The sequence below is a fragment of the Shewanella mesophila genome (assembly GCF_019457515.1).
Classification (GTDB): domain Bacteria; phylum Pseudomonadota; class Gammaproteobacteria; order Enterobacterales; family Shewanellaceae; genus Shewanella; species Shewanella mesophila.
Genome location: NZ_CP080421.1, coordinates 1,834,837 through 1,857,681, shown reverse-complemented (window position 1 = coordinate 1,857,681; position 22,845 = coordinate 1,834,837). Strand labels below are relative to the sequence as shown.

Here is a 22,845-nt window from a genome sequence, read left to right as displayed (position 1 = left end):
GTAATCGAGCGCCCTAACAACATGGATAGCTACATAAACTTAACGTTAACAGTTAAGCCTAGCTGACGCGGATCGCCATAGCGAATGTATTGCTTATCCGCCCAATCAATGTCGGGCTCATTACCAAAGTAGAAACCTCGTACACCATAGTTTTCATCAAACAGATTGCGTCCCCACAGATAGGCTGACCAGATATCGGTCTCATACCCTATTCTGGCGTTAAAAATCGTATAAGGATCAGATTTTGACTCGTTGCTATCGGAGTAATAGAAATCACTTTTTCCACTGGTGGTTAAGTTGGCGAACCAGCCATTATCACTGCGATAAGTGGCCCCAGCACTATAAGTAAAATTAGGTGAATGGGCCAGTTCTCTGCCACTTAAATCGACCAAACCACCATATTTATCCTGATATTGATAATCACCATAGGCGGTTTCTAACCAACCGAATGTTGCATACAATTTCAAATTATCTGTGGCATACCAATTAGCATCGAGTTCAGCCCCGTAGTTATGAGAGCTACCCGCATTTTCAATATAGAGAATAAATTTTTGAGGCTCTAACGGGTTTTGCTGAGAAGCTGACACCTGCTGATCGCGTCTATCCATGTAGAACAGAGAGAAATTAGTCGCCACATCACCCGCTAACCATGAAGACTTAAGGCCTAGCTCATAGTTATAAAGGGTTTCCGTCTGGAACTCCTTTCTGTCACTCAGTTCAGTCGGCAGTGACATATTAAAGCCCCCAGCCTTATAACCTCTGGCGACACGGAAGTAACTCTCGTGATCTTCACTTAGCGCTTTACTTAAGGCGATATGTCCCCCCCACATGGTTTCTGAAGGTTCAAAATTATCGCCTGCACTATCTTGATATTCGCTTTGTCTGCGTTCGACACGTAAACCAAACGACAAGGCATAATCATTGCCTAAATCACTGTCTAATTGGCCAAATATTGCCATATTCGTTGCGCTATAATCGGCAAGCAATTCATCTACCCAACCGTTATAAAACTCAGCAGTATGATTATCTTCATCAAGCCGCATTCCATAAAGCCCCACTAACCAATCGGTACTACCGTTAAAAATCCGCCCTGCGTCGGTAGAGCTCAAACGAAACTCTTGTGATACCGTTTGCCTATCTCCGATCTTGTCCCAAGTGTAATCATATTCGCATGGTGCACCGTAACAAGTTTTGGCTTGCCAATATTCAGGATTGGCCCAGTCACCGTCATAACCATGATGGGTATCGGTTTGTGCCATAGAGGTCAATGACACTAGTTCAAACTGCTCTGCGCCAGAATAGGTAAATTTGAGAGAACTACCAGTGGTACGTTGCTTATCGACACCCGGTGCATCGGTAAGAGTATTAAAGCCGTTATTATCTAACGTCCATGCATCGTAACCGTTATCGAAATCGGCATGCATTAAGTTAAAATCGATAGCGAGATCATCGGTTGCATACCAACGTAATTTTACACGACCAGTAAACTCATCGCGGCCATTGGTATCATCACGTCCAAGATAAAGATTATCGCGATAACCATTTTGCTCATGTTGCTGCAACGAGACGCGGTATAACAATTTTCCAGAGTCTGTCAGTGGTCCAGAGCTGAATCCACTTAGGGTACGCAATTGATCATCGCCTAAAGACACCTCAGCGCCGTGCTCAAATATCGCCGTAGGATCGTTACTCTTTAGATAGATCAAACCTGCTAGTGCATTAGCACCGTATCTGGTCCCTTGTGGTCCACGCAGCACCTCAACCTGCTGCAGATCATACATACTCGATATCATGCCAATACCAGACATATCGATATCGTCGATGATATAACCAACAGAAGAGTTTGGCGCGCCCTGATACTCCTCCTGTTCGCCCACACCACGAATTTGGAAATACTTCGCCCTTGAACTTCCACCAGACCAGTTAAAATTGGCGATAGAGTTGAGCACATCTTCGAAATGTTGCGCACCTTCATCTTCAATCTGTTGTTGATCGATGACGGTAATACTCGAAGGCATTTTTTCTAAGGTGGATTGACGAAAATCAGATGTCACAACAATGACTTCCATTTCATCATTCGTTACGGGGTTGTCATTAGCAAGTAAGCTGGTCGGATTTAAGACTGCACAGACGGCAATTGCGACTGGAGATATTGATTTTATTGTAAACATAGGACCTCAAATAAGTTTTTGAGATCCGGCACTTAAAAAAGCGAGAAAGAAAGCACAATCAAATTGTAGTAATCAACTAATGTGGCCCATTCCTACGCCGGTATTAGCCGGATCAGGTTCTAAGGGTTTGTCTATAGACATCTCAGTGAGTCGGATACTTAAAAATAAGTCGCCGCTAACACCCCTTGGCAAGGCCGATTATACATAAGTCGTACAAATTGTTGACACATTTAATGAAGAAAATGACTTATATCGCAAAAAAATGCCAGCAGAGCTGGCACCTTAATCTAGAAATGACCTAATTAGAGAAGGCTTTACGCACATACAGTTCGCAACGCACGGCAGTGATGTTTGGCGCAACCGCACTAACTTGCATCTGTTGTTTACCATGCAGCTTTAATGATTTCCAGCTAACGCCTTCATCTTCGATTGTTAAGCCATTTAGATCATACCAAGTAAATTTGTACTGCAAACGCAGATCTGTGGCGACTTTACTACTAATGGTGCCCGCAGCGGTTAACAGATCGCCATTAAGTCGAGTCATCACTTGCTGAACAGAAACTTCGCTATTAAAAGCACTATTATCGACTCGCTGCTCACCCGTCGAACTGGCCATGAGTCCTGCGGTATGGGGGGCACACCCCGCGACACCATAAATGATCACGGCGAGCAAAAATATCTTTTTCATATTCATGAAGTCTCCAATTCATCCAAATACACTGGCCAGTGTAAAAAATCTAAGTTGAGATTATCTGCGCTCAGCGAGTCAATCACCTAATCAATCAAGAAGTGAGCCCTAGCCGTTGCTATTAACGCCTTACGGTTCGTCTGCCAACAATTGATATTAACGTTCGCTACGCGTCTCCCTTGACGGGTGATCTTACACTCAGCAAAACTGTCTCTGTGGTATCCCGCCCTCAAATAATCGATAGAAAAGTCGACAATTTTAGGCACTTTAGTCGTTTGCATAAATACCATCAGCTGGACAATTGCTGACATTTCCATAAAACCAGCAATAACACCACCATGAATGGCTGGCAGAGTGGGATTTCCGATATTTTCATCTTTAGCCGGAAGTTGGAATACGAGTTCATCACCAAAACGCACCACCTCCATGCCAATAAACTTGGCATAGGGAACGTGTTCAAGCAGATGACTAAAATCATTGAGCTCGGTCGCCTTCTTAACTATTTCTTTAACATTCATTTCGCCTGTGTGTCGCATCTGGCTCATTCATTCTCTCCCATTAAAGCACGTCTAAAGGGTTCTCCGACCAGATCTGGACTAATGCGCATAAATGAACCTACGGCATGGGCTATAGGATCATCAATCGATTCTTGATAGGCAATAGCGCGGGTAAAGGCGACACTAGAAGACAATTTGTAGCACTCAGCAAATCCAAATACGCTTTTATGTGGCTCTGCTGGTTTCATATAATCAACCCGCAAATCCAACGTAGGCGACAACTCTAGCGACTTATACTTATCAAAAATACTACAGACTACAGCACTGCCACAGGCTGTATCCATTAAGGTGGTGATCACTCCGCCATGTATGACACCAGTATCAGGATAGCCAATTAATTCAGTGCTATAGGGCAACTCTATCAACACATGATGCTCACTCGCTTCAAGCACGCCGAGCTTTAAACGGCGGCATTGAGCTAACTGATCCACAAAGCGTCGAGCTAAATCTGTTAGGGGAAAAAATTCAGGATTGATTTTCATCTTCAACCATTACTCATTTACGAGGAGAAACTAGAGGGCCAATATACTGGCCACCCAAAAGATGCATATGAATATGAAAAACTTCCTGTCCGCCATGCTTATTACAATTAATCACTAGCCGGTAGCCATCTTCTGCAATACCCGCCTCATCAGCGAGTTTGGCAGCGACTGTGATCATCCGTCCAAGCGCCTTCTCATCAGAGGATTTAACGTCATTAACTGTTGGGATCAAATGGTTAGGAATAATTAAAATATGAGTAGGCGCTTTAGGCTCAATATCTCGAAATGCAGTGACTAACTCATCTTGATATAAAATATCGGCTGGAATTTCACGTCTGATGATCTTACTAAAAATTGTTTCTTCTGCCATCTTAGAATCCTCTCGGAATAACTTATGCTGTTCATGAAATATCTTATGCAGCTAGTATACTCACAAATTGATCATTTGTGATCAATCAAAGGATTAAAGGATTAATAGGCAGGCTCAAAATTGGGGAAGATGTGTAGACACTAAGAGAACAGGACGATTCAATACAATAAGGTGAACAGCATGACAGAAAACCACCGCCAAATGCCTTTTAACAGTATTTAGCGATGAATGTTAGACCAGACTCTTTCATCCTTATATCAGCCGCAAGATAGATCGGCTAAATGGGTTCACTGCTGCACCTCGTGTAAGTGCGTTTGTGCCCAGGCAATGGCTTGGCCTCTGCTTGATACCCCAATTTTTCTAAACACACGATATAAATGGGTTTTGATGGTACTTTCACTAACAAACAACTGATTAGCGATATCAATATTGGTACATCCAGTCAGCAAAGCCTGTAGCACCTCTCGCTCACGAATGGTTAAATTGTCGGCTCCATCTAACAGTGCTTGACCAGAATCAGACAATAGCGATTGAGGAATAACCGTTTGACCGCGAAGGACATTTATTAATGATTTTCCGATCTGCTCAAGAGTGACATTGCGATAAAAAACCGCCGCTGTGATCGGGGAAATGAGGAATTTTGCATCAATTTGCTCAGGATAATGTAGGAATACGACTCGAGCCGAATGCCGTTTTTCTATCAGTTTTTGTAGCTGATAAGCACGCTGAACATCGACTGTGGAGAGGTCGATGACGACCAATGAGTAGCTTCCTTCATTCATCGTTGCTTCTACACTTTCAGGAGCCACTTTGGCTAATTTAACCAAAAACTCCTGAGGCCAACGGGTCTCCAATAAATCAGTTAATAACTGCGAACGAGAAACCACTACCCAATTTATAACTTTGAACATCCTGCTCACTCCATGTTGCTACCAATTAGCTTATATCCATCTAATTAGTGCTTATCATAACAACTATAGAAATAAATAATAACTACCCAATAGCGCTAAAATGACCATTTTTAACAGTATTATTTATCAAAACATGACCTAACATACAGACAAACGTCTATAGCATTATCTATTGACCAACGTATCCTGTAACGGTGCTATTCCAATTACTTCCCACTGAGTGACAATTACACCATGTCCAGAACCATTTTAATAAATGGCTACGAAGTTCAGCAATCACGTAGGCACTCGGCTGAACCGTAAACCATGAGAACATTGCGAGAAACAGCGCCAGTCGACGGCCAGCTGTAATACCAATTAGTATAAGAATGTGATCTACTCAGCGTGTTTTTGGGCAACTAATTCAAGGCGAATAGATGATAGAATGCTTGTTCGCTTGTGAGTCTATTCAACGCAGGAGTAGGCAGTCAAAAACACGCCTGAAAGGCAAGTTTTAGCACATCTGATGCAATGTTAACGAGCTTAAACCTAGTTCGACTATGTTCCTCACTCGTTGCAATCAACAGGGGCTTGCATGTTCCCGACATACTTAAGACATTTCCTCCATCTCTGGAGGTCAGATCTTGTGAATGCCCTTAATGCACAACTATATGAATATAGGAAATAAGGCGAAGCACGACTAAAGAGATTTAAGAGGTAGGGTAATGCATGGAGCAGTTACCGAGGATGTTAGAGCCGAGGAGCAATTAAGGGCCTCGCCTCATCAGCGTTAAATTCTCGTTGAGCGATCACATCTATATACTGATTTGGTATTACAAATATAATAATTAGAGATATCAATTTTTAATCATAAAAAACACCAGCGTTTAGCTGGTGTTTTGTACTTACAGCAAATTGACTTAACCGCCAATACCGATTACTTCAGTGTTGACTCTGCAGTACGACCATCGTCATGACAACTATCACAAGTTGGCTTATCACCAACATTTGAATCATGAGGCGCATGGCAATCTGCACACATTAGATTACCGTCATGTGGCTTATGCACAGCATCCATTTCAGCCAATGTGCCGTGACAGCTTTGACACTGCTCAAACTCATGAGCGCCATCTGCTGAGGGTTCACCATTAGCATGACAAGCTTCACAACCTTCCATCTCAGCATGCATTTCTGCAAGCTCTTGTGGCTCAGCCATAGCGACTGGAGATAGGGCTAGTGCTGCTAGACCTGCACCAAATAATGCACTTAAAATTTTCTTGCTCACAATGATATCCTCTTTATGTTTGGCACAGTGAAGGTTTATTCTTACCGCTCATCTCGCCAGTGTCTAAATTGCACAACTAAGCTTAAAATAGCGAAGGAAACACAAATTAGCAACTTTTCTAATTGGCGGGAGGTTAACATTTGATTTACCGTAAAAATGTGCACTTAATCAAATATCTACCGTTCAACCACCCAAAAACCCCACAACATTGACTTACATCACACCCTAATGATGCAAATTAGCATTGTGCTATCTTTAACGCCTCAGCCAGTAAACCTTATTAGGTATCCTAGATTCATCTCAAACAGGCCTTTCCTCTTTCAACCATATTGTCTCCTATAGCAATAGACTCACCCTTAATGAGTGAACAAAGTAGATGCCAAGTGTCAAACTTAAATCATAACAAAGCGATTGATACAGGTAGGATTGTCTTGTCTGTTAACCCGAATTAGAGTTAATGAGTATAGCTGTTACAGGGCTATCTACTGATTAATAGCCACAAAAAAGGGAGCTAATGCTCCCTTTTATTGATATAGACAATTAATTATTGTGCTTTTAGCGCTGCGATGCGTTTTTCAAGTGGTGGATGGCTCATCATTAATTCAGCCATCGACTTTTTACCATTAATACCAAATGCCGCCATTTGAGCCGGCATTGCACCAGTTTCTGGTCCCTGACGAAGACGATCTAACGCCGCAATCATCTTATGCTTACCTGCGAGTTTAGCGCCACCTTCATCGGCTTTAAACTCTCGAACGCGAGAGAAGTAAGCCACAATCATGGATGCCAAAATACCGAACAACATATCGAGTACAAATACCACAGCCATATAGGCAAACATGCCTAAGCCTTCACCCTCTTCATCATTACTGGCAACGAAATTGTTGATGATCCCAGCGACGACTCGCGCCGCAAAGATAACGAAGGTATTAACCACACCTTGGATCAAAGTCAGAGTGACCATGTCGCCGTTAGCCACATGGCTAACCTCGTGAGCCAATACGCCTTCAATCTCATCTTGCGTCATACCATATAACAAGCCACTGCTCACTGCGACCAAAGCGTTATCTTTACTCGGACCCGTCGCAAATGCGTTCAGCTCAGGAGATTGATAAATTGCAACCTCAGGCATCTTGATACCCGCTTGCTGCGCTTGACGAGCAACGGTCTCAACTAACCAACGTTCAGTGTTATCACGAGGTGTAGTGATCACTTCACAGCCCATGGTCTTTTTCGCCATCCACTTTGAGATAGCCAAACTAATAAATGCGCCGCCAAAACCAAAGATAGCCGCAAATACTAATAAGCCGCCCATGGTTGAGGTGTTCACACCTAGAATTGACATAACAATTGAAGCAACTAGCAAAATTGCCATGTTTGTCGCAATCAATAAAAAAATACGCTTCATTTAAGCTCCTGTTAGACACCCTTTGTGTCATTGCCACTCTCTTAATGACATAATATGTCCAAAAAAGTAGATATCAAGGGTAAACGTAAAAAAATCTATCGCTGATCCAATTCAGCATTAAACAGATCTCGTTAATTATAGGTACGCAGTCTAGGAACCAAGTATTAAGCCAATATTAATTTTCGCTAAGCTTGAAAAGATAGTTGATGAATCTTAATTAATAACGTTGAAATAGCCTTAAAAGAACAGCTTAAGGGAGATTAAGCCAACGCATTCAAGTCCAAATAGCTTGCCGCCTTTGCGATATCCATCGAAGATAGATGCGGAACCACACCTAAACATGGACTCGCCATCATGGTTTTAAGACTGTTTAGATTCTCTTGAGGACAACTCATATTCGGATCGACCATATTTGCCACCCAGCCCACAATATGGATCCCATCGGCTAACATCGCTTCTTGGGTCAGCAAGGCATGATTGAGACTACCTAGCTTTACACCGACAACTAAAATAACTGGGAGCGATAACTGTTTAACCACATCAGAGAGGAACTTACCCTCGCCTAATGGTAAACGCCAGCCTCCAGCACCCTCGACTAGGGCAAAATCAACCTCGCCAAAGGGTAATTGATTAATATGCTCGGCAATGGCACTCGGCGTTAATACCATCCCCATCTGCTCAGCGGCAATATGGGGAGCGATAGCAGGAGCAAAAGCAAATGGATTAACCTGTTGATAGTCAAGCTCATAAGTTGACTCTGTGATTAAGCACAGCGCATCGCAATTTCTCAGGCCTTGCTCGGTTAATTCACAACCTGATGCGATAGGTTTAATCCCCAATGTGCTGCCCGTTTGCTTAGCCCGGTGCAGCAGCGCCGAGGCGATAAATGTCTTACCACAATCGGTATCGGTTCCTGCAACAAAATACAGCATCTCTGTTCTACCCTTTTAATTTTGCGCGAATAAACAGGATCTCGTAGGTCAGCGGAAGACCTGCTGGCTCTCGCATCAACTCAGCTTTTTGCTGCATAGCTAACCAGTCTTGGCGCCCACGAAGCTTTGCTGGACTTTGTTCGATACCACTATCATCACTATCGCTTAAGCTCTTAACCGACGCGCCCACACCTTTGATGGAATAAAGTAAGTCTTTCAACTGCTCAAAATGAACCGTCATCGATTTGAGCTGCTGACATTCGATCTGCCACGCCGCAGCAGAAAAACAGCTAATGATCTCCTCGGCTTGCTTAAACTCATTCACTGTAAAGCCTAAATGCTGTAATTGACTAAGGCTGCCGTCGGTTACAATGGCTAAATGACATTCGCCGTCAACACTCAGCACACGCGCCATTTCGTCGGTCACAGCCACCAGATCGGCGCACCACTGCAAGGCTAAATTGGAATAGATAGTATTAATACTGCCATCAACTAACGGCAGAGCGCTGGCATCGGCACATAAAGGGGTATAATCAGCAAATGTTTGCCGCATGCGCGTTAACATCCCCTGAGCAATATCGAGCCCGATAACGCTTTCAATATTGGCGCGATTAAAATCGGTTCCAGGTCCACAGCCAATATCTAATAATCGCCCCAATGGCGTCATATCATCGAGTAACGTTTGCGCCGTTAAACGCTGCAACACATCGTGACATTGATACTTGTTAGCCGCTTGAGAAAACTGCTGCGCGATTTGCGCCGTATTGTGGCTGGCACGCTTATTATCGGCAGTATTCTGAAGCGGTATGCACCTGTCCTCGATGTCTATCATCGGATGTATCGAACCACTTTTCACGAAGCAATATTTCCTATTTACGGCAAGTTAGGTGTGAACACCCGGCTTAAGGTTGCAACTAAATGATCAATCTGTGACTGGCTGTGATTTATATTCAAGGTGATCCTCAACCGTGCACTGCCCTTGGGCACAGTCGGCGGCCTAATGGCACCAATCCACAACCCCTGCTCTTTTAATTGAGATGCGACTCGATCTAGCCTATCGAGTTCGCCGACTACAATCGGCTGAATCGGGGTAACCGATGGCGTTAATGGCACGCCCGCCTCCTGACAAGCCCGCTTGAAGTAATGGATGACATCAGCCAAGGATCTGGAAAGTTTAGGAGCTTGCATCACCATCTGAGTTGCTTTAAATGCTACATAGGCGTTTGCTGGCGACAACGCGGTAGAATAGATGTAATGGCGCGCATTGGCGACCAGAAAATCAATACATGTACGTGAAGCTAGCACCGCAGCCCCTTGGCAACCGAGCGCTTTACCAAACGTCACAATTTGAACGTCACAATTGCTGGCATCGGCACGACATGTTTCTTGATTGGGTAAAATACCAAACCCGTGGGCATCATCGACGATTAACCAAGCTTTAGATGATTGGCACGCTCGATAAAGTTCGGTTAACGGCGCACAATCGCCATCCATGCTAAATACACTTTCGGTGACGACCGCTTGTGGCTGATATTGAGCTATCATTGCAGTGGCGGCATCAATATCGTTGTGCGCAAACCGTTTTAAGCTGGCACCACTTTCACGCAAGCCATCGATAAGGGAGGCATGAACCAACTTGTCGGCAACCACACGTTCTGCCTTACCAAAAAGGGTTTTCATCAAGGCACTATTGGCACTAAAACCGGAACAAAACAGCAGCGCCGCCTCATGTCCTGTCGCTTCGCATAATGCTTGCTCTAACTGCCGATGGGCATCGCTATAGCCAGTCACCAATGGTGATGCGCCGCTGCCGACACCAAAGCGTTTAGCTCCTTCAGCCATCGCCGCTATCAATTGACTCGACTGACTCAAGCCCAAATAATCATTGCTGCTGAAATTGATATAAGGCTTATCACCAAGCCATATTTGATTAGGCTCAGTAACGTCGATTGATGCTGAAATCATTCGGCGCTGACGCAAAAGACCCGCGTCAGCAGCCGATTGCATGGTTTGTTCAATCTTACGATTTAAGGCGTTCACTCTATTTATGATCTAATTGCAATAATGCTAGAGAGCGGCCGCATCATAAAAAGGCTGCGTCTGCTTATCTTTAATCGCTTCAGCCTTGGCAAATACCGCCTTATCCTCTTCAATGGTCGCCGCTTTACCTTGCTCAGGGTGCAGCCCTAAGCGTTTAAAGAGTGCCATATCATCATTCTCTTCAGGATTACTGGTGGTCAATAGCTTACAGCCATAAAAAATCGAGTTAGCCCCGGCAAAGAAGCACATGGCTTGCAGCTCATCACTCATGCTCTCGCGTCCAGCGGACAGGCGCACTCGCGAAAGCGGCATAATGATACGAGCAACGGCTATGGTGCGAACAAACTCAAGTGGATCGAGATCATCAAGCTTTTCAAACGGTGTGCCAGCAACCTTAACCAGCATATTGATCGGCACAGAGTCAGGATGCTTTTCCATATTGGCTAATTGCTGCAACAAGCCTGCACGATCGGTCGCCTGCTCCCCCATCCCCACAATACCACCAGAACAAACTTTCATGCCCGCCGCACGCACATTCGACAAGGTATCTAATCTATCTTGGTAGGTACGCGTGGTGATGATATCACCATAATATTCGGGCGACGTATCTAAGTTATGGTTGTAATAATCGAGACCCGCACCCGCGAGTTCTTCCGCTTGCGATGGCGACAGCATCCCTAAGGTCATACAGGTTTCCATACCCATGGCTTTGACTTCTGCCACCATATCTTTCAGATAGGGCATATCCCTTTCATGGGGATTACGCCACGCAGCGCCCATACAAAAACGTGATGCGCCAGCGGCTTTTGCTGCGCGAGCTTCAGTCAGTACCTTGTCTATTTCAATCAAACGCTCTTTTTCTAGGCCTGTGTCATAACGCGCACTTTGAGGACAATATTTGCAATCTTCAGGACAAGCCCCCGTTTTAATCGACAACAAACGGCTGATCTGCACTTCGTTAGGATCATAAACTTGGCGATGAATCGAGTGGGCCTTAAACAACAAATCATTCATCGGTAATGCAAAAAGTGATTCGATTTCATCACGTTGCCAATCATGACGTAATGGTATTTGAGACATGGATAACGGCCCTTACAGTTAATATTATTACGATGAACTTATTTAAAACATCGACATTTATGTTGCTTAGCATACCTTTAGGTCTTAACCTGTCAACGCCAACCAGTTAGGCAGGTTGACTAATGGTTACAAATTAGACGAGGAGAGGCAATGACCGCGATTCCCCCTATCGATTACGAATTTGACAAACAACACATCTGGCATCCATACACGTCCATGATACATGCGCTACCTGCATTTGGTGTGGTGAGCGCTGATGGTTGTGAACTCACTCTCGACAATGGCAAACGCCTTATCGATGGCACCAGCTCTTGGTGGGCGTGTGTCCATGGTTATAGTCATCCTTATATTGTTAATGCAATGCAATCGCAGCTGCAAACCCTTAGTCATGTGATGTTTGGCGGTATCACTCATCATCCAGCCATTGAGGTCAGCAAAAAATTACTGGCCATGACCAGCGCCAACTTAACTAAGGTATTCTTGGCCGACTCGGGCTCCATCTCAGTTGAAGTCGCCATGAAAATGGCGCTGCAATATTGGCAAGGCCGTCAGCAACCTAACAAGCAGCGCATATTAACGGTTAAACATGGCTATCATGGCGACACTTTTGCCGCCATGAGTGTTTGTGATCCTGAGGGCGGCATGCACACCATGTTTGGCAATGCCGTCACTAAACAACTTTTTGTGGACGCACCAAAAACGCCCTTTGGCGAGCCGTTGCAGCCAGATGATCTCAACGCGATGAGGCAGATGTTAACAAACCAGCATGAGTCCATTGCCGCCGTGATCATAGAACCTATTATGCAAGGTGCTGGGGGGATGCGCTTCTACAGCGCTGATTACCTTAAGGCCCTGCGAGCACTATGTAATGAGTTCAATGTGCTGCTGATCTTAGATGAAATTGCCACAGGATTTGGCCGCACAGGTAAACTGTTTGCCTATGAGCATGCCGATATTGAGGCCGATATTCTCTGCGTCGGTAAAGCCCTCACCGGCGGTTACATCTCACTGGCGGCGACGCTTTGTAGCGACGAGGTGGCCCAAGGCATTAGCGATTCACCATCAGGTGTATTTATGCATGGCCCAACCTTTATGGGTAATCCGCTTGCCTGTGCAGCTGCTAGTGCAAGTTTAGATCTTATTGCTACGAATGATTGGCAGACACAAGTGGCTCAAATAGAAGCGCAAATGGCCACCGAGCTTGCCCCAGCAACAAGCTTAACAGGGGTAAAATCCGTGCGTGTATTAGGTGCTGTGGGGGTGATAGAGATGCACCAAGCAGTGAATACCGCCCAGTTACAGCAAGCCTTTGTCGATCTTGGTGTGTGGGTGCGCCCTTTTGCTAACCTTATCTATATTATGCCGCCCTACAGCATTAGCGCCGCGCAACTCAGTCAACTTACCAGTGCAATGTTATCGGTAGCAAGCACAATAACAGAGCCAACAGATATTGACGAAAATAAACCGTTTATCAGCCACGGTTAATACAGATCAGTGTTAGCTGCTTTAACGGAGCAAACGACTCCGTTATCGACAAGGTCTATTGTGATGGTTTCTAGCGCTTATCGAGCTGGCGATAGCACATTACACCAAGTACATTAAACGCTAACATTGATTCTATTTCTACCATCAGACTTTGCGCGGTACAGCGCAGTATCTGCCGCGCAAAGTAGCGCCGTTGGCGTTCGATACTGACCTAATGTTTCTACGGCAATGCCTTGGCTAACACTAATTCTAACCGACGGATGCAAGCCTAGATCAACAAACGCCAGTTGATTAATCGCCTTCTGCACTCGCTTAGCGGTCAGCTCAGCCGTATCGGAATCACAATTAGGTAGAATAAGCGCAAACTCTTCCCCGCCATAACGTGCTGCCAAACACAGTCTCGATGGTAAGGCTTTATCAATCACCTCAGCAATTTTTTGCAAACAAACATCGCCATTTACATGGCCATATCTGTCGTTGAATAACTTGAAATAATCCACATCAATAATCACTAAGCTAAGTGGCTGCTGAGCATTAATACAATCAATCCAACAGCTTTGCATCTCTTCATCGAATGCATGACGATTAGCCAAACCTGTTAACCTATCGGTGCGCGCTTGACGTCTTAACGCTTGATATTCGGCTTTATGGTTGGTTAGGTTATGCATCACCCCGATATACATTGGGCTATGACCTGTTTGCTCAACGGGTAAATAAGATAACGATAGATCCACATCTAACATCAAGCTATCAGCACGGTGAACCACCACCTCTTTAGGTCCATGATTACCTATCTGATCTTGACGTTTTTTCCATTGCAGTAGCAAAGATAAATACTCATCTTTAAACTGGTTACCGAGAAAATCACACCAATGCTGACCAACTAAGGCCTCTCTTGAAGCGCCAAATAACTTAATCGCCATTGGATTGAGCATCTCAAAAATGCCATCTTGATTAATGACAAAAATGGCCTCATTCACATGGTTGATCACATTGGCTAATGTATTTAAAAACTGATTATTCAGACCATCTGAATTCAACACTTCTTGAGCGTTATTTGAATGAGCAACCTTACTCTTTTCAAGTGAAGCTCGACCACCAATACTGACACTCTCACCATCGCTGCAGGTACCGCCGTGAACCGATAAAAATTGGCCAATGGTTTCAAGTGTCTCAATGCTATCGTCTCGGTATTTATCGACAATATTTTCTGGTCTATTTGCTAACATGCCTCGTCCCTCATCCATAATCGGTGTCACGGTATTCACCTTATGGGATCTAGACTACAGCAGAGGATCAACTTTAACCTTCCGACAACCTTCTCAACTTAACTGTTGATTTTATTATACTTTAACCTAGCGATAGGTTAACAAAAAACAATTAAACATGTGCTTACAGAACTATTCACGACTTTAAAACTTGATACATAACCTAAAAAGGCAGCCTATAGCTACCTTAAGTGAAAATATATCAATACCAGCAATGACAATTTCTCGTTCAGCAAATATTACTTGGTAGGCTCATTCTTAACCTGTGGATCTGGGCTTAACAGCAGTAAATCATTTTCCGCCGATGCAAATATAAACTGAAATTTACTTACACCTAGATTTTCAATATTGTTTCGTAACGTAATCGTCTGTCCATCATCACTCACACTGACGTATTCAATATGCCCATCGAACGGATTGGCAAATCCAGCTCCAAGCAAACGTAGATCAGCCGGTGAATCCTTGGTGCTTACCAATTGATAAGTTATCGTGCTATTTTCAGTTAATTCAACATTGCCATCACAAAGTGTGCCTTGTTGTTCATAGATAAAATCAGCCTGCTTGTTTTCATCTAGGGTCACAGTTAATGCGATAGGAGTAGCAACATCACAACGGGGTAGAGTTGAGCCAGTCAGTAACAGTCGATCGGTATCATTAACGATTTCAGCACCTTGATATTGACTAATGGTGCTTTGCAGACCAAATAATGACAGTATTCGATAAATCTCACTAGCAGTAAGGTTATCTTGTAGGATCTGCTGGTCAAAGCTAACAACCGTTCCCTGTTGATGGTTGCAATCAGCGCGATAAACGACACTATTCACAAAATCAGTGAGCTCGTCACCAAGGGCATCTAACGGCGAGTCATCACTTAACATCACTTGCAAATCAACACGATTTTGTAACGGCGCCATTACCAGATCAATTTCTTTCTGAGTCGCCGCTTGGCTCATCAACGGTGATACAAGCAACATGGCAACAAATAGTCGTGAGGTCGATAATTTCATCATAATTCCTTTTTAGTTAAGTTAATTTACGCTGGCCATCTTCAGGTAAGGCCAGACTTCTGAGAATAACTGAGTAACATATTAAAAACACAGCACTATGCAACATCAATGACCAATACATTGTCTTACATGTTGTAATGTCTGTTCAATATCAAGCTCAAAAAGCGCTGCATTGAGTTGCAGCGCCTAACATTTACATTATTTTACATCTCGATTAATAACCTCTGGATCGGGACTTAACACTAGCAATGTATTGGCGGCATTGGATAACACAAACTGGAATTTGGTGGTGCCTGGGGTGTTATCTAGGTCCACCATTTGAATTAAGGTGCCATCACTGCTAATCGTTACCGCATCGACAATACCATCGAAGGGAGTTATAAAGCCCACGCCGGTGAATTTAAGGCCTTTGCCGGTATTATCATTAAGCTGGTAGGTAATCGTACCCGCCTCGGTAATAGTAACATCGCCTTCACAAGGCTCGCCGTTAAAATGGCGATAACTGAATACGGGTTCACCGTTTTCTAAATCGACATTCACTTTCACATAATGGGCCTGACCGGGTGCTTTAGACATTTGATTTCCTTTTAAATTACGCCAGAAACTAGAAACTAAGCACTAGAAACTAAGCACTAGAACAAAATGATGATTGACATCACTACCTATAAATTAACTGTCTTTTGTTACAACTTTTACCTATACAGCTAATGTTTACAACTTGATTAACAATTTAAATCGCTTATATGAGCAGTGCTATTAGCGAATAATGGTTGAACTACAGGTTTACTACTCGCTGACGACAGAATAAATAAAGCCAAGCACTAAAACGTTATACTGCCAACGCCTGCGCTGCTGAGGTGCTGCACTAGCTCGCTGCTGTTGTCTAACTCGCCCAAGCAGTCGAGCGCTTTAGCCAGCGGGATCCCGTAACGGGGATCTTTATCCTGTAACACTATCGGGCTAAGCAGGCTGTGGGCCTTAGCGCACAGTGCGGTGATCTCTGCGCTGTGCTGTGTTGGGTTAACAGGTGTTTTTTGTGATAACTTTTTTTGTAATAGCTGCGCCTGTAATAACTGGCTTTCTGCCAATCTCAGGGTATAGCTAGAATTTTGGCTAAACTCTTTGGTTAACGCTTGATAGGACGCAATAGCAGGCTCGATATAGCGCTGGCTTTGTTCATGCTTGCCAACATTAAACAAGTGCCGCGCCGCCGCGTATTGAAACGCGGCCCACACTTCCCTATTTTTAGCTGAGCGAGTCAGTTGTTCATCTGCCGTTAACAAAACCGCTAATCTCTCAATATTAAAGGCATTGTCGCTGTCAAAATATTGATCGCTCAGCTCCAGCAACTGGAACAATGAATAATATCTAATTGACTTCCAAACTTGATTATCGGGATCTACCACTAACGCCTCGTCAATAGTTTCTAAACCTTTGGATGCCTTCTCATAAGCATTAACAATATTACCCTTATAAAACAATAACTTTGATGATATATAATAACTACTCGTTACTCTGTCAAGTAAATAAGGCTGCTTCTTAAACTGGAGCAGTTCAAACTCACTTTGGATCTGTTGATGGATGTCTAGTGCGCGATCAATTTCACCAGTTGATAAAATGGCACTTGCTAGCCAAGATCGTGCATTAGCCACATCGGCAATTCGCTGACTGTTATCAGGTTCTAGCGTTAGCGCTTGTAGCTTCAGTTGCAGTGATTGCTCAAAAGCGGCGGTAGCGCGACTAAAATCCTTTCGCTTCATATACACAGAGCCCAGCGAGTTATGAGCGTAAGAGAGCTCCATCATGGCGTCTACATTATCAGGCGCCACTCGATACATCCGCTGACTATAATTGAGATACTGTTCAAACCAAGGCTGTGTAGCACGCCAATCGCTGTTATCGTAGTGCAGTTGCCCTAGCCAAAAGGCATTGGCCCCCAAGGCTTTGAGTAAATCTAAATGATTGGGCTGCAAGTTTAACAGCGGCGCCATTTTGTTTTGAGCCGCTAACAGTGCGCTGCGGGCTTCATCGACTTTATTACGCGAATAAGCCACCTCACCCATCGCCTCTAAGGTTTGACCATGCTGAAAACGGGCATCGAAACTGAGGTGTTTCTCATCATCATCCACCGAAAAGTCACTGAAATATTCCAGCGCTTTATTACTGATCCCATCGAGCAGGTCCATTCGGCCAATGCCACGCAGCTTGTCAGCAAAATCCCCCACCATAAACCCGAGTAGGTTTTCTGCAGCCAAGCGCTTTTGCTGGGCTTGTTGCTCGGCATCGTGACTTTTAACACTCATTAAGATAGAGATAAACGTGAGCAGACATAAGAGTGCGACCGTCGCGCGCCCCGTCCAGCGCCTAACTTGGGTGCGACGCCGTGAGGCAGCTATAAACGCCAGCTCTGGTTTATCTAGGGTAAAAAACGGGTTATCACAAAGCTGCTCAGCTTCATTTAGCGGTTTACCTGCAGCAAGCAAGTAAGCACTTTGTTTGTTTTCGCTCAGCCAGCGCTGAGATAGGTGAAACAGACGGCTCTTTACACTCAAACTGTCATGGTGAGCCTCTATCCATTCGGTAACTCTAGGCCATCGCCTAAGCAGCGCCTCATGGGCGATGCTAAAACAGGGATTGTCGTTTTGCAGATGGGAGACAAACAAGCGGCTATCGACCATGGCTTGTACTAACTGACGTTCATCTTGACTGTTTAACTGCGACCAACGCGCGCTGCGGCTGGTAATACTGTTTTCATCTTCCTTTAAGGTCACTAGCAGCGATAATACGCTAGGTAAACTTGCTTGCTGCTGCGCAGTTAAACAGGTAATCGTCTCTTCGGCTTGTTTGCCTATAGCCCCTTCGATACCGCCAAGTTGACGGTAGACACTGGCGCTTAATTGATTATCTTCGCTGCGTTGCAGATACAAGGCCTGCAACATAAATTGCAACATCGGCAGGGTATCGGGGTTGCCTGCCGCATCGGAGCAGATAAGTTCATCCAGAGGCATTGCACTTATTTGATCAAACTCCCAGGTTAAATTAGCCGCAATAGCGGGTAAACGGATCATCTGTAATAACTCTTGGCGAGTCGGCGGCGCAAGGTCAAAATGTGCACCGCGAGATTTACCCGCCATTAAACTAGGATATTCCACCAACAAAGGGTAAAAGTCATTACGACAGGCACTAATAACTAATACACTACCCGAGCTAGCAAGTTGCTCTATTAAATCAACAAATTGATGTCTCTCTGCATCACTAAAAAGTGGCGAAGAGAGCAGTACTTCTAATCGGTCGATAAACAGTGCCAGTTGCGACAGGTGATCGACATGGGTTCGAAGCACATTATTGCAGTGCGCTATCGCAGATTTAGGCTCGGTTTGCAATAAGTGCGCTAACTGCTCTGCGCTCCACCCATCAAATACTGGGACATCATTGATTTCCCAATCTAACATCACACTAGCTAAGTCTATTAGTAAATGCTGACTCGACACATCTGCAAGATCTAAGCTAGCAAAAGACTTAACATTAAGGCCATTATAGCCGTGTTCGCTCATTAGGTTAGGCATGACCCCCGCACTAACCAAAGATGACTTACCGCTGCCGCTTGGACCAAGTACTAAACAGAAACCTCGACCGAATTGAATTTGCTGGCCGATACGTTCGAGTAAGGTGGCTATCTGCTGGCTACGGCCAAAAAAGACCCCAGCATGCTCGGGGCCGAATGCCTTAAGACCTGGATAAGGAGAATCACCTTGCCAACCTTGCTCTTTTGCCGCTTCCTCGCTGCCGACAGGAAAACTCACTTCGGCAAGCGTGCGATAACCACGCTTGCGTATCGTTTCGATATAAGTGGGTTGAGTCGCACTGTCGCCTAATGCTCGGCGTAACTGATTGATTATTTTATGGAGGGGATTATCACCGACTTCGGCAGTAGGCCAACACTGTGCGACAATGTCGTCACTGCTGAGCACTTCACCATGATGACGACAGAGCAGCTGCAATACATCCATCGCTTTGGGCTCAAGTTGTTTTACAACTGAGCCAGAACGTAGGGTATTAGCGCTGGGAACGACTTGCCAATCACCAAAAAAATAGCGGTTTTCATCCATGTAAGAAAGAAGCCCTGACTTTATTTACCAAAACATCATTTATGATGTCATTCGTTGGTTTTTTATTTGAGTTGTTTTGTTTTTATTATCTATATGTTGCTGACTCTATAATCAGTGTCCGGTGAAGTCAATTAACTAAGACCTTGCTTTGCTTTACGTAAAATCAAAAAGGGGTTATCTACACCGACGTTATACAGCCAATTTTTCTTCCCTTGTATTGGCCGTTTGTTCAACAGGTGGAATGACCAACACTATTTCTTTTGTTGTAACCAGAATGACAGCCTTAGCATTCCTTCATCAATAGAGACCAAGGGCTGATAACTAAGATCCCGTTTAGCTGCCGAGATATCAAAATAGTGACTGGTCGATAACTGCTTGGCGACAAATCGGGTCATGATGGGTTCTTGTTGCTTACCGAGCAGTCCATAAACTGCCTCTAACAGTACACCGATACTATAGGCCACCCCAGCAGGGACGCGTTTCGTGACTGGCGGCAATTGGGCGCTCGCTAAGATTTTATTAAGCATTGTAGCCATGGTTATCGGCTCATCGTTGCTCAAAAAATAGCACTTCCCTGCGCAGCTTGGTTTATCGTCAAACAAAGCAAGTGCCGCCAGTATGTGGGCATAGGCAGCGTTGTCGACATAAATCGTATCAACCAGTTTATCTTCGCTGCCGAGCAGTTTTAATCGCTTCGCTTTTGCTCGCTCAATCACCCTTGGCACTAAATGAGGATCATTTGGCCCCCAGATCAGATGCGGCCGAAGTGACACGGTCGATAAGTGACCCGTGCTTGCTAAGGCTTTGCCATTGGCCTCCACTACTAACTGCTCAGCTTTCGCTTTAGATTCACCATAATAGTTTAAATAGCTCGCCGCATAAGGCTGTGATTCATCGATACCCGACTCATCGCTACCCGCAAAGGTCACACTGGGCGTACTGGTATAGATTAACTTGGCCACATTGTTGCTAATGCAGGCATTAATAATGTTACTGCAGCCATCAACATTTGGCCGATAATAGCTTTGCTTACTCCCCCACACGCCCGCTTTTGACGCCACATGAAATACCGCGTCACAGCCCTTAACCGCGTCATTGACGGTTTGAGGATCGCTCATATCACCGGCGATCATCTTAACGCCCATTTGGGTCAACGCAGGGTACGCGCCGCGGGCAAGGCCAATAACCTCGATCCCTGCTGCGATAAGACGTTCACAAATTACTTTACCTAAAAAACCACCCGCGCCAGTGACTAATACTCTTTGGCAACGGGCTGATAATTGAGTCAATGCGGCCTGCTCTTTAGGATGCAACTGAGTTATCGTCATCGAAAGCTTACCTTATTCTTTATATGTTGCTTGTGCCCAAACAGCTAATTTTTCTCTAAAAATCTTAGCATTATGGCGAATATCAACCGGAAAGCTAGGGTGAATAAGAAAGCGCGTGATCCCTTGGGTTTGATCATGTTCTTCCCCGAGCAGGGTTAACTCGTGGTATAGCTGCGCCGCATTGGTGCAGCTCACTCCTAACTTAAGTTCGAGGCAAACCAGCGGCGTTAGCTTACCGTTAATCCTAATTCCGACCAATGCAGAACGCTTGATACTAGGATGGGTGTTATAGATACGCTCACAGGGGATCGAAAAATAGCGCTGTATACCGCTGGCAAGCTCGGCATCGACTCTATGAGCTTTTCGGCCACACATCCATAACTGCCGTTGTTTATCGAGATAGCCCAAATCACCCATACGATGATAAAGCTGACCTTCTGCCCCGACAATTTTTGCCTCAGCCGTGGCCTTATCTCGTCGGTAATAGCTATGACTGACCATCTCTCCCCTGACGACGATTTCACCAATCTCGCCAACAGGTAGACACAAATCATCATTCCACTGAGCAAGTGTATTATCGGTTATGCCGATGATGGCAATATTGACCCCGTCAATGGCGCTACCGACACAAATGCCACCGCCGTTATCTGTGATATCTGTGGTAGCAAACAGTGCTCCGCTGCCTATTTTGCTGATAGGCAGTGACTCGGTCGCACCATAGGAGTTAAGCACATCAACATCATCACTGAGCATCTGACTGAATCGCTTAATAGAGGCTATAGTTGCAGGCGCACCAGCAGAGATCACTCGTTTCAGACTGGGAAGCTTAATCTTGTTACAACCTGCCTCCCCTAAACGCTCAATTAATGCTGGGTTAACAAACATATTGGTGCACTGATAACGCTCAACTGCGGCAAAAATGTAATTTGGATTCGCAGTAATAGGTTTACTGGCGTCCATCTCTGGCACAATGGATGCCATACCCAGCGCTGGGCCAAAAAGCGAAAACAGCGGAAACGTCGCTAAGTCACGCTCACCATGAACGATTTGATAATCATGTTTAAGAGCATTAATTTGCGCCTCAAACATCTTATGAGAATAAACAACCCCTTTGGGCGTTCCCGTACTACCGCTAGTAAATAAGATTGCGCACATCTCATCACTGTTTAGCAACGCGATAGGGTAGCTGTTATTTTGATCACATGGAATATTGGCTAAGAGCTTATCGAGCGAGCGACCGCCCCAGAAACCTGAGCCAGCAACGGTGACTAATTTTTTAAGGCTCTTTTGCCCCCAACCAAACAGCCTTCTTGCCAGATGCGCCTTTGGGATGCCGATAAAGGCATCGGGCTCGGCCTCTTCGAAACACTGCTTGAGGTTTTTAACCCCCATACCTGGATCGACTAAGATTGGGATAATCCCCGCCTTGAAAAGCGCAAAAGTCAGTGCGAAAAAATCCAGACTAGGTGTGACCATCAATACGGCTTTCATGCCACGACTAATGCCAAATTGATTGAGTGCAAATGCGAGGCGATCACTAAGTTCATCGAGCTGCTTAAAATCCAGCTCTTGGTAACTCAGCGTCTTATTGAAAAAGGGCAAACCTTTAGCTTGTTGAACTGCGACGGCTAGCTCTTGTGGCGTTTGGCGGGCGGCTAATTGCAGATGGCGACAGAGGTTGACGCCAGCGGTGTGATTATCTAATCCCTTGATTGGACTATCAGACATGGGCTTCAACCTCGGTA

The 22,845-nt window shown here is 44.8% G+C and carries 19 protein-coding genes and 1 riboswitch; of the genes, 1 reads left to right on the top strand and 18 read right to left on the bottom strand.

Annotation, left to right across the window (positions count from 1 at the left end; all coding sequences use genetic code 11):
• Positions 1-29: 29 nt before the first annotated feature.
• The 12 genes from K0I73_RS08070 to bioB form a co-directional block, all read right to left on the bottom strand.
• Positions 30-2,171: a TonB-dependent receptor gene (locus tag K0I73_RS08070; protein WP_220063959.1), complete on the bottom strand. Its 2,142-nt coding sequence runs from the start codon at positions 2,169-2,171 to the stop codon at positions 30-32.
• A 72-nt stretch (positions 2,172-2,243) separates the two neighbouring features.
• A riboswitch (TPP riboswitch) is annotated at positions 2,244-2,367 on the bottom strand.
• Positions 2,368-2,469: 102 nt separating this feature from the next.
• On the bottom strand, positions 2,470-2,859 hold the full coding sequence (locus K0I73_RS08065; protein ID WP_220063958.1) for a YcfL family putative periplasmic lipoprotein: 390 nt from the start codon (positions 2,857-2,859) through the stop codon (positions 2,470-2,472).
• 86 nt (positions 2,860-2,945) lie between these two features.
• Entirely contained in the window at positions 2,946-3,404 is a 459-nt protein-coding gene (locus K0I73_RS08060) for a PaaI family thioesterase (protein WP_220063957.1), read from the bottom strand.
• Positions 3,401-3,898: a PaaI family thioesterase gene (locus K0I73_RS08055; RefSeq protein ID WP_220063956.1), complete on the bottom strand. Its 498-nt coding sequence runs from the start codon at positions 3,896-3,898 to the stop codon at positions 3,401-3,403. The genes K0I73_RS08060 and K0I73_RS08055 overlap by 4 nt, the downstream gene beginning before the upstream one ends.
• A 13-nt stretch (positions 3,899-3,911) precedes the next feature.
• A complete protein-coding gene (hinT, locus tag K0I73_RS08050) occupies positions 3,912-4,268 on the bottom strand; it encodes a purine nucleoside phosphoramidase (RefSeq protein ID WP_220063955.1) in 357 nt (118 codons plus the stop codon).
• Positions 4,269-4,555: 287 nt separating this feature from the next.
• Positions 4,556-5,179: a LuxR C-terminal-related transcriptional regulator gene (locus tag K0I73_RS08045; RefSeq protein WP_220063954.1), complete on the bottom strand. Its 624-nt coding sequence runs from the start codon at positions 5,177-5,179 to the stop codon at positions 4,556-4,558.
• A gap of 916 nt (positions 5,180-6,095) precedes the next feature.
• A complete protein-coding gene (gene cctA, locus K0I73_RS08040) occupies positions 6,096-6,443 on the bottom strand; it encodes a tetraheme c-type cytochrome CctA (RefSeq protein ID WP_220063953.1) in 348 nt (115 codons plus the stop codon).
• Positions 6,444-6,987: 544 nt separating this feature from the next.
• The gene (htpX, locus tag K0I73_RS08035) at positions 6,988-7,851 is read right to left on the bottom strand and encodes a protease HtpX (RefSeq protein WP_220063952.1); all 864 of its coding nucleotides are present in this window, start codon (positions 7,849-7,851) and stop codon (positions 6,988-6,990) included.
• Positions 7,852-8,111: 260 nt separating this feature from the next.
• Positions 8,112-8,780, bottom strand: a complete 669-nt coding sequence (gene bioD / locus K0I73_RS08030; RefSeq protein WP_220064310.1) for a dethiobiotin synthase — start codon at positions 8,778-8,780, stop codon at positions 8,112-8,114.
• Between the two features lie 10 nt (positions 8,781-8,790).
• Positions 8,791-9,615, bottom strand: a complete 825-nt coding sequence (locus tag K0I73_RS08025) for a methyltransferase domain-containing protein (protein ID WP_220063951.1) — start codon at positions 9,613-9,615, stop codon at positions 8,791-8,793.
• A gap of 41 nt (positions 9,616-9,656) precedes the next feature.
• Positions 9,657-10,790 (bottom strand): 8-amino-7-oxononanoate synthase, encoded by a 1,134-nt coding sequence (locus tag K0I73_RS08020; RefSeq protein ID WP_220064309.1) that lies wholly within the window; start codon positions 10,788-10,790, stop codon positions 9,657-9,659.
• A 60-nt stretch (positions 10,791-10,850) separates the two neighbouring features.
• Positions 10,851-11,903, bottom strand: a complete 1,053-nt coding sequence (bioB, locus tag K0I73_RS08015) for a biotin synthase BioB (RefSeq protein ID WP_220063950.1) — start codon at positions 11,901-11,903, stop codon at positions 10,851-10,853.
• Between the two features lie 150 nt (positions 11,904-12,053).
• On the opposite strand from bioB, the gene bioA reads away from it, so the two are divergent.
• Entirely contained in the window at positions 12,054-13,388 is a 1,335-nt protein-coding gene (gene bioA / locus K0I73_RS08010; protein ID WP_220063949.1) for an adenosylmethionine--8-amino-7-oxononanoate transaminase, read from the top strand.
• Positions 13,389-13,501: 113 nt separating this feature from the next.
• Here bioA and K0I73_RS08005 read toward each other — a convergent pair whose 3' ends face one another.
• The 6 genes from K0I73_RS08005 to oleC form a co-directional block, all read right to left on the bottom strand.
• A complete protein-coding gene (locus K0I73_RS08005) occupies positions 13,502-14,647 on the bottom strand; it encodes a GGDEF domain-containing protein (protein ID WP_258405322.1) in 1,146 nt (381 codons plus the stop codon).
• A 248-nt stretch (positions 14,648-14,895) separates the two neighbouring features.
• Positions 14,896-15,666, bottom strand: a complete 771-nt coding sequence (locus K0I73_RS08000) for a DP-EP family protein (RefSeq protein WP_220063948.1) — start codon at positions 15,664-15,666, stop codon at positions 14,896-14,898.
• A 195-nt stretch (positions 15,667-15,861) separates the two neighbouring features.
• Positions 15,862-16,239, bottom strand: coding sequence for a DP-EP family protein (locus K0I73_RS07995; RefSeq protein WP_220063947.1), 378 nt, complete (start codon positions 16,237-16,239; stop codon positions 15,862-15,864).
• Between the two features lie 245 nt (positions 16,240-16,484).
• The gene (locus K0I73_RS07990) at positions 16,485-19,772 is read right to left on the bottom strand and encodes an nSTAND1 domain-containing NTPase (RefSeq protein ID WP_220063946.1); all 3,288 of its coding nucleotides are present in this window, start codon (positions 19,770-19,772) and stop codon (positions 16,485-16,487) included.
• Between the two features lie 251 nt (positions 19,773-20,023).
• Positions 20,024-21,100 (bottom strand): 2-alkyl-3-oxoalkanoate reductase, encoded by a 1,077-nt coding sequence (oleD, locus tag K0I73_RS07985; RefSeq protein ID WP_220063945.1) that lies wholly within the window; start codon positions 21,098-21,100, stop codon positions 20,024-20,026.
• Positions 21,101-21,112: 12 nt separating this feature from the next.
• Entirely contained in the window at positions 21,113-22,828 is a 1,716-nt protein-coding gene (gene oleC, locus K0I73_RS07980; RefSeq protein ID WP_220063944.1) for an olefin beta-lactone synthetase, read from the bottom strand.
• Between the last annotated feature and the right edge of the window lie 17 nt (positions 22,829-22,845).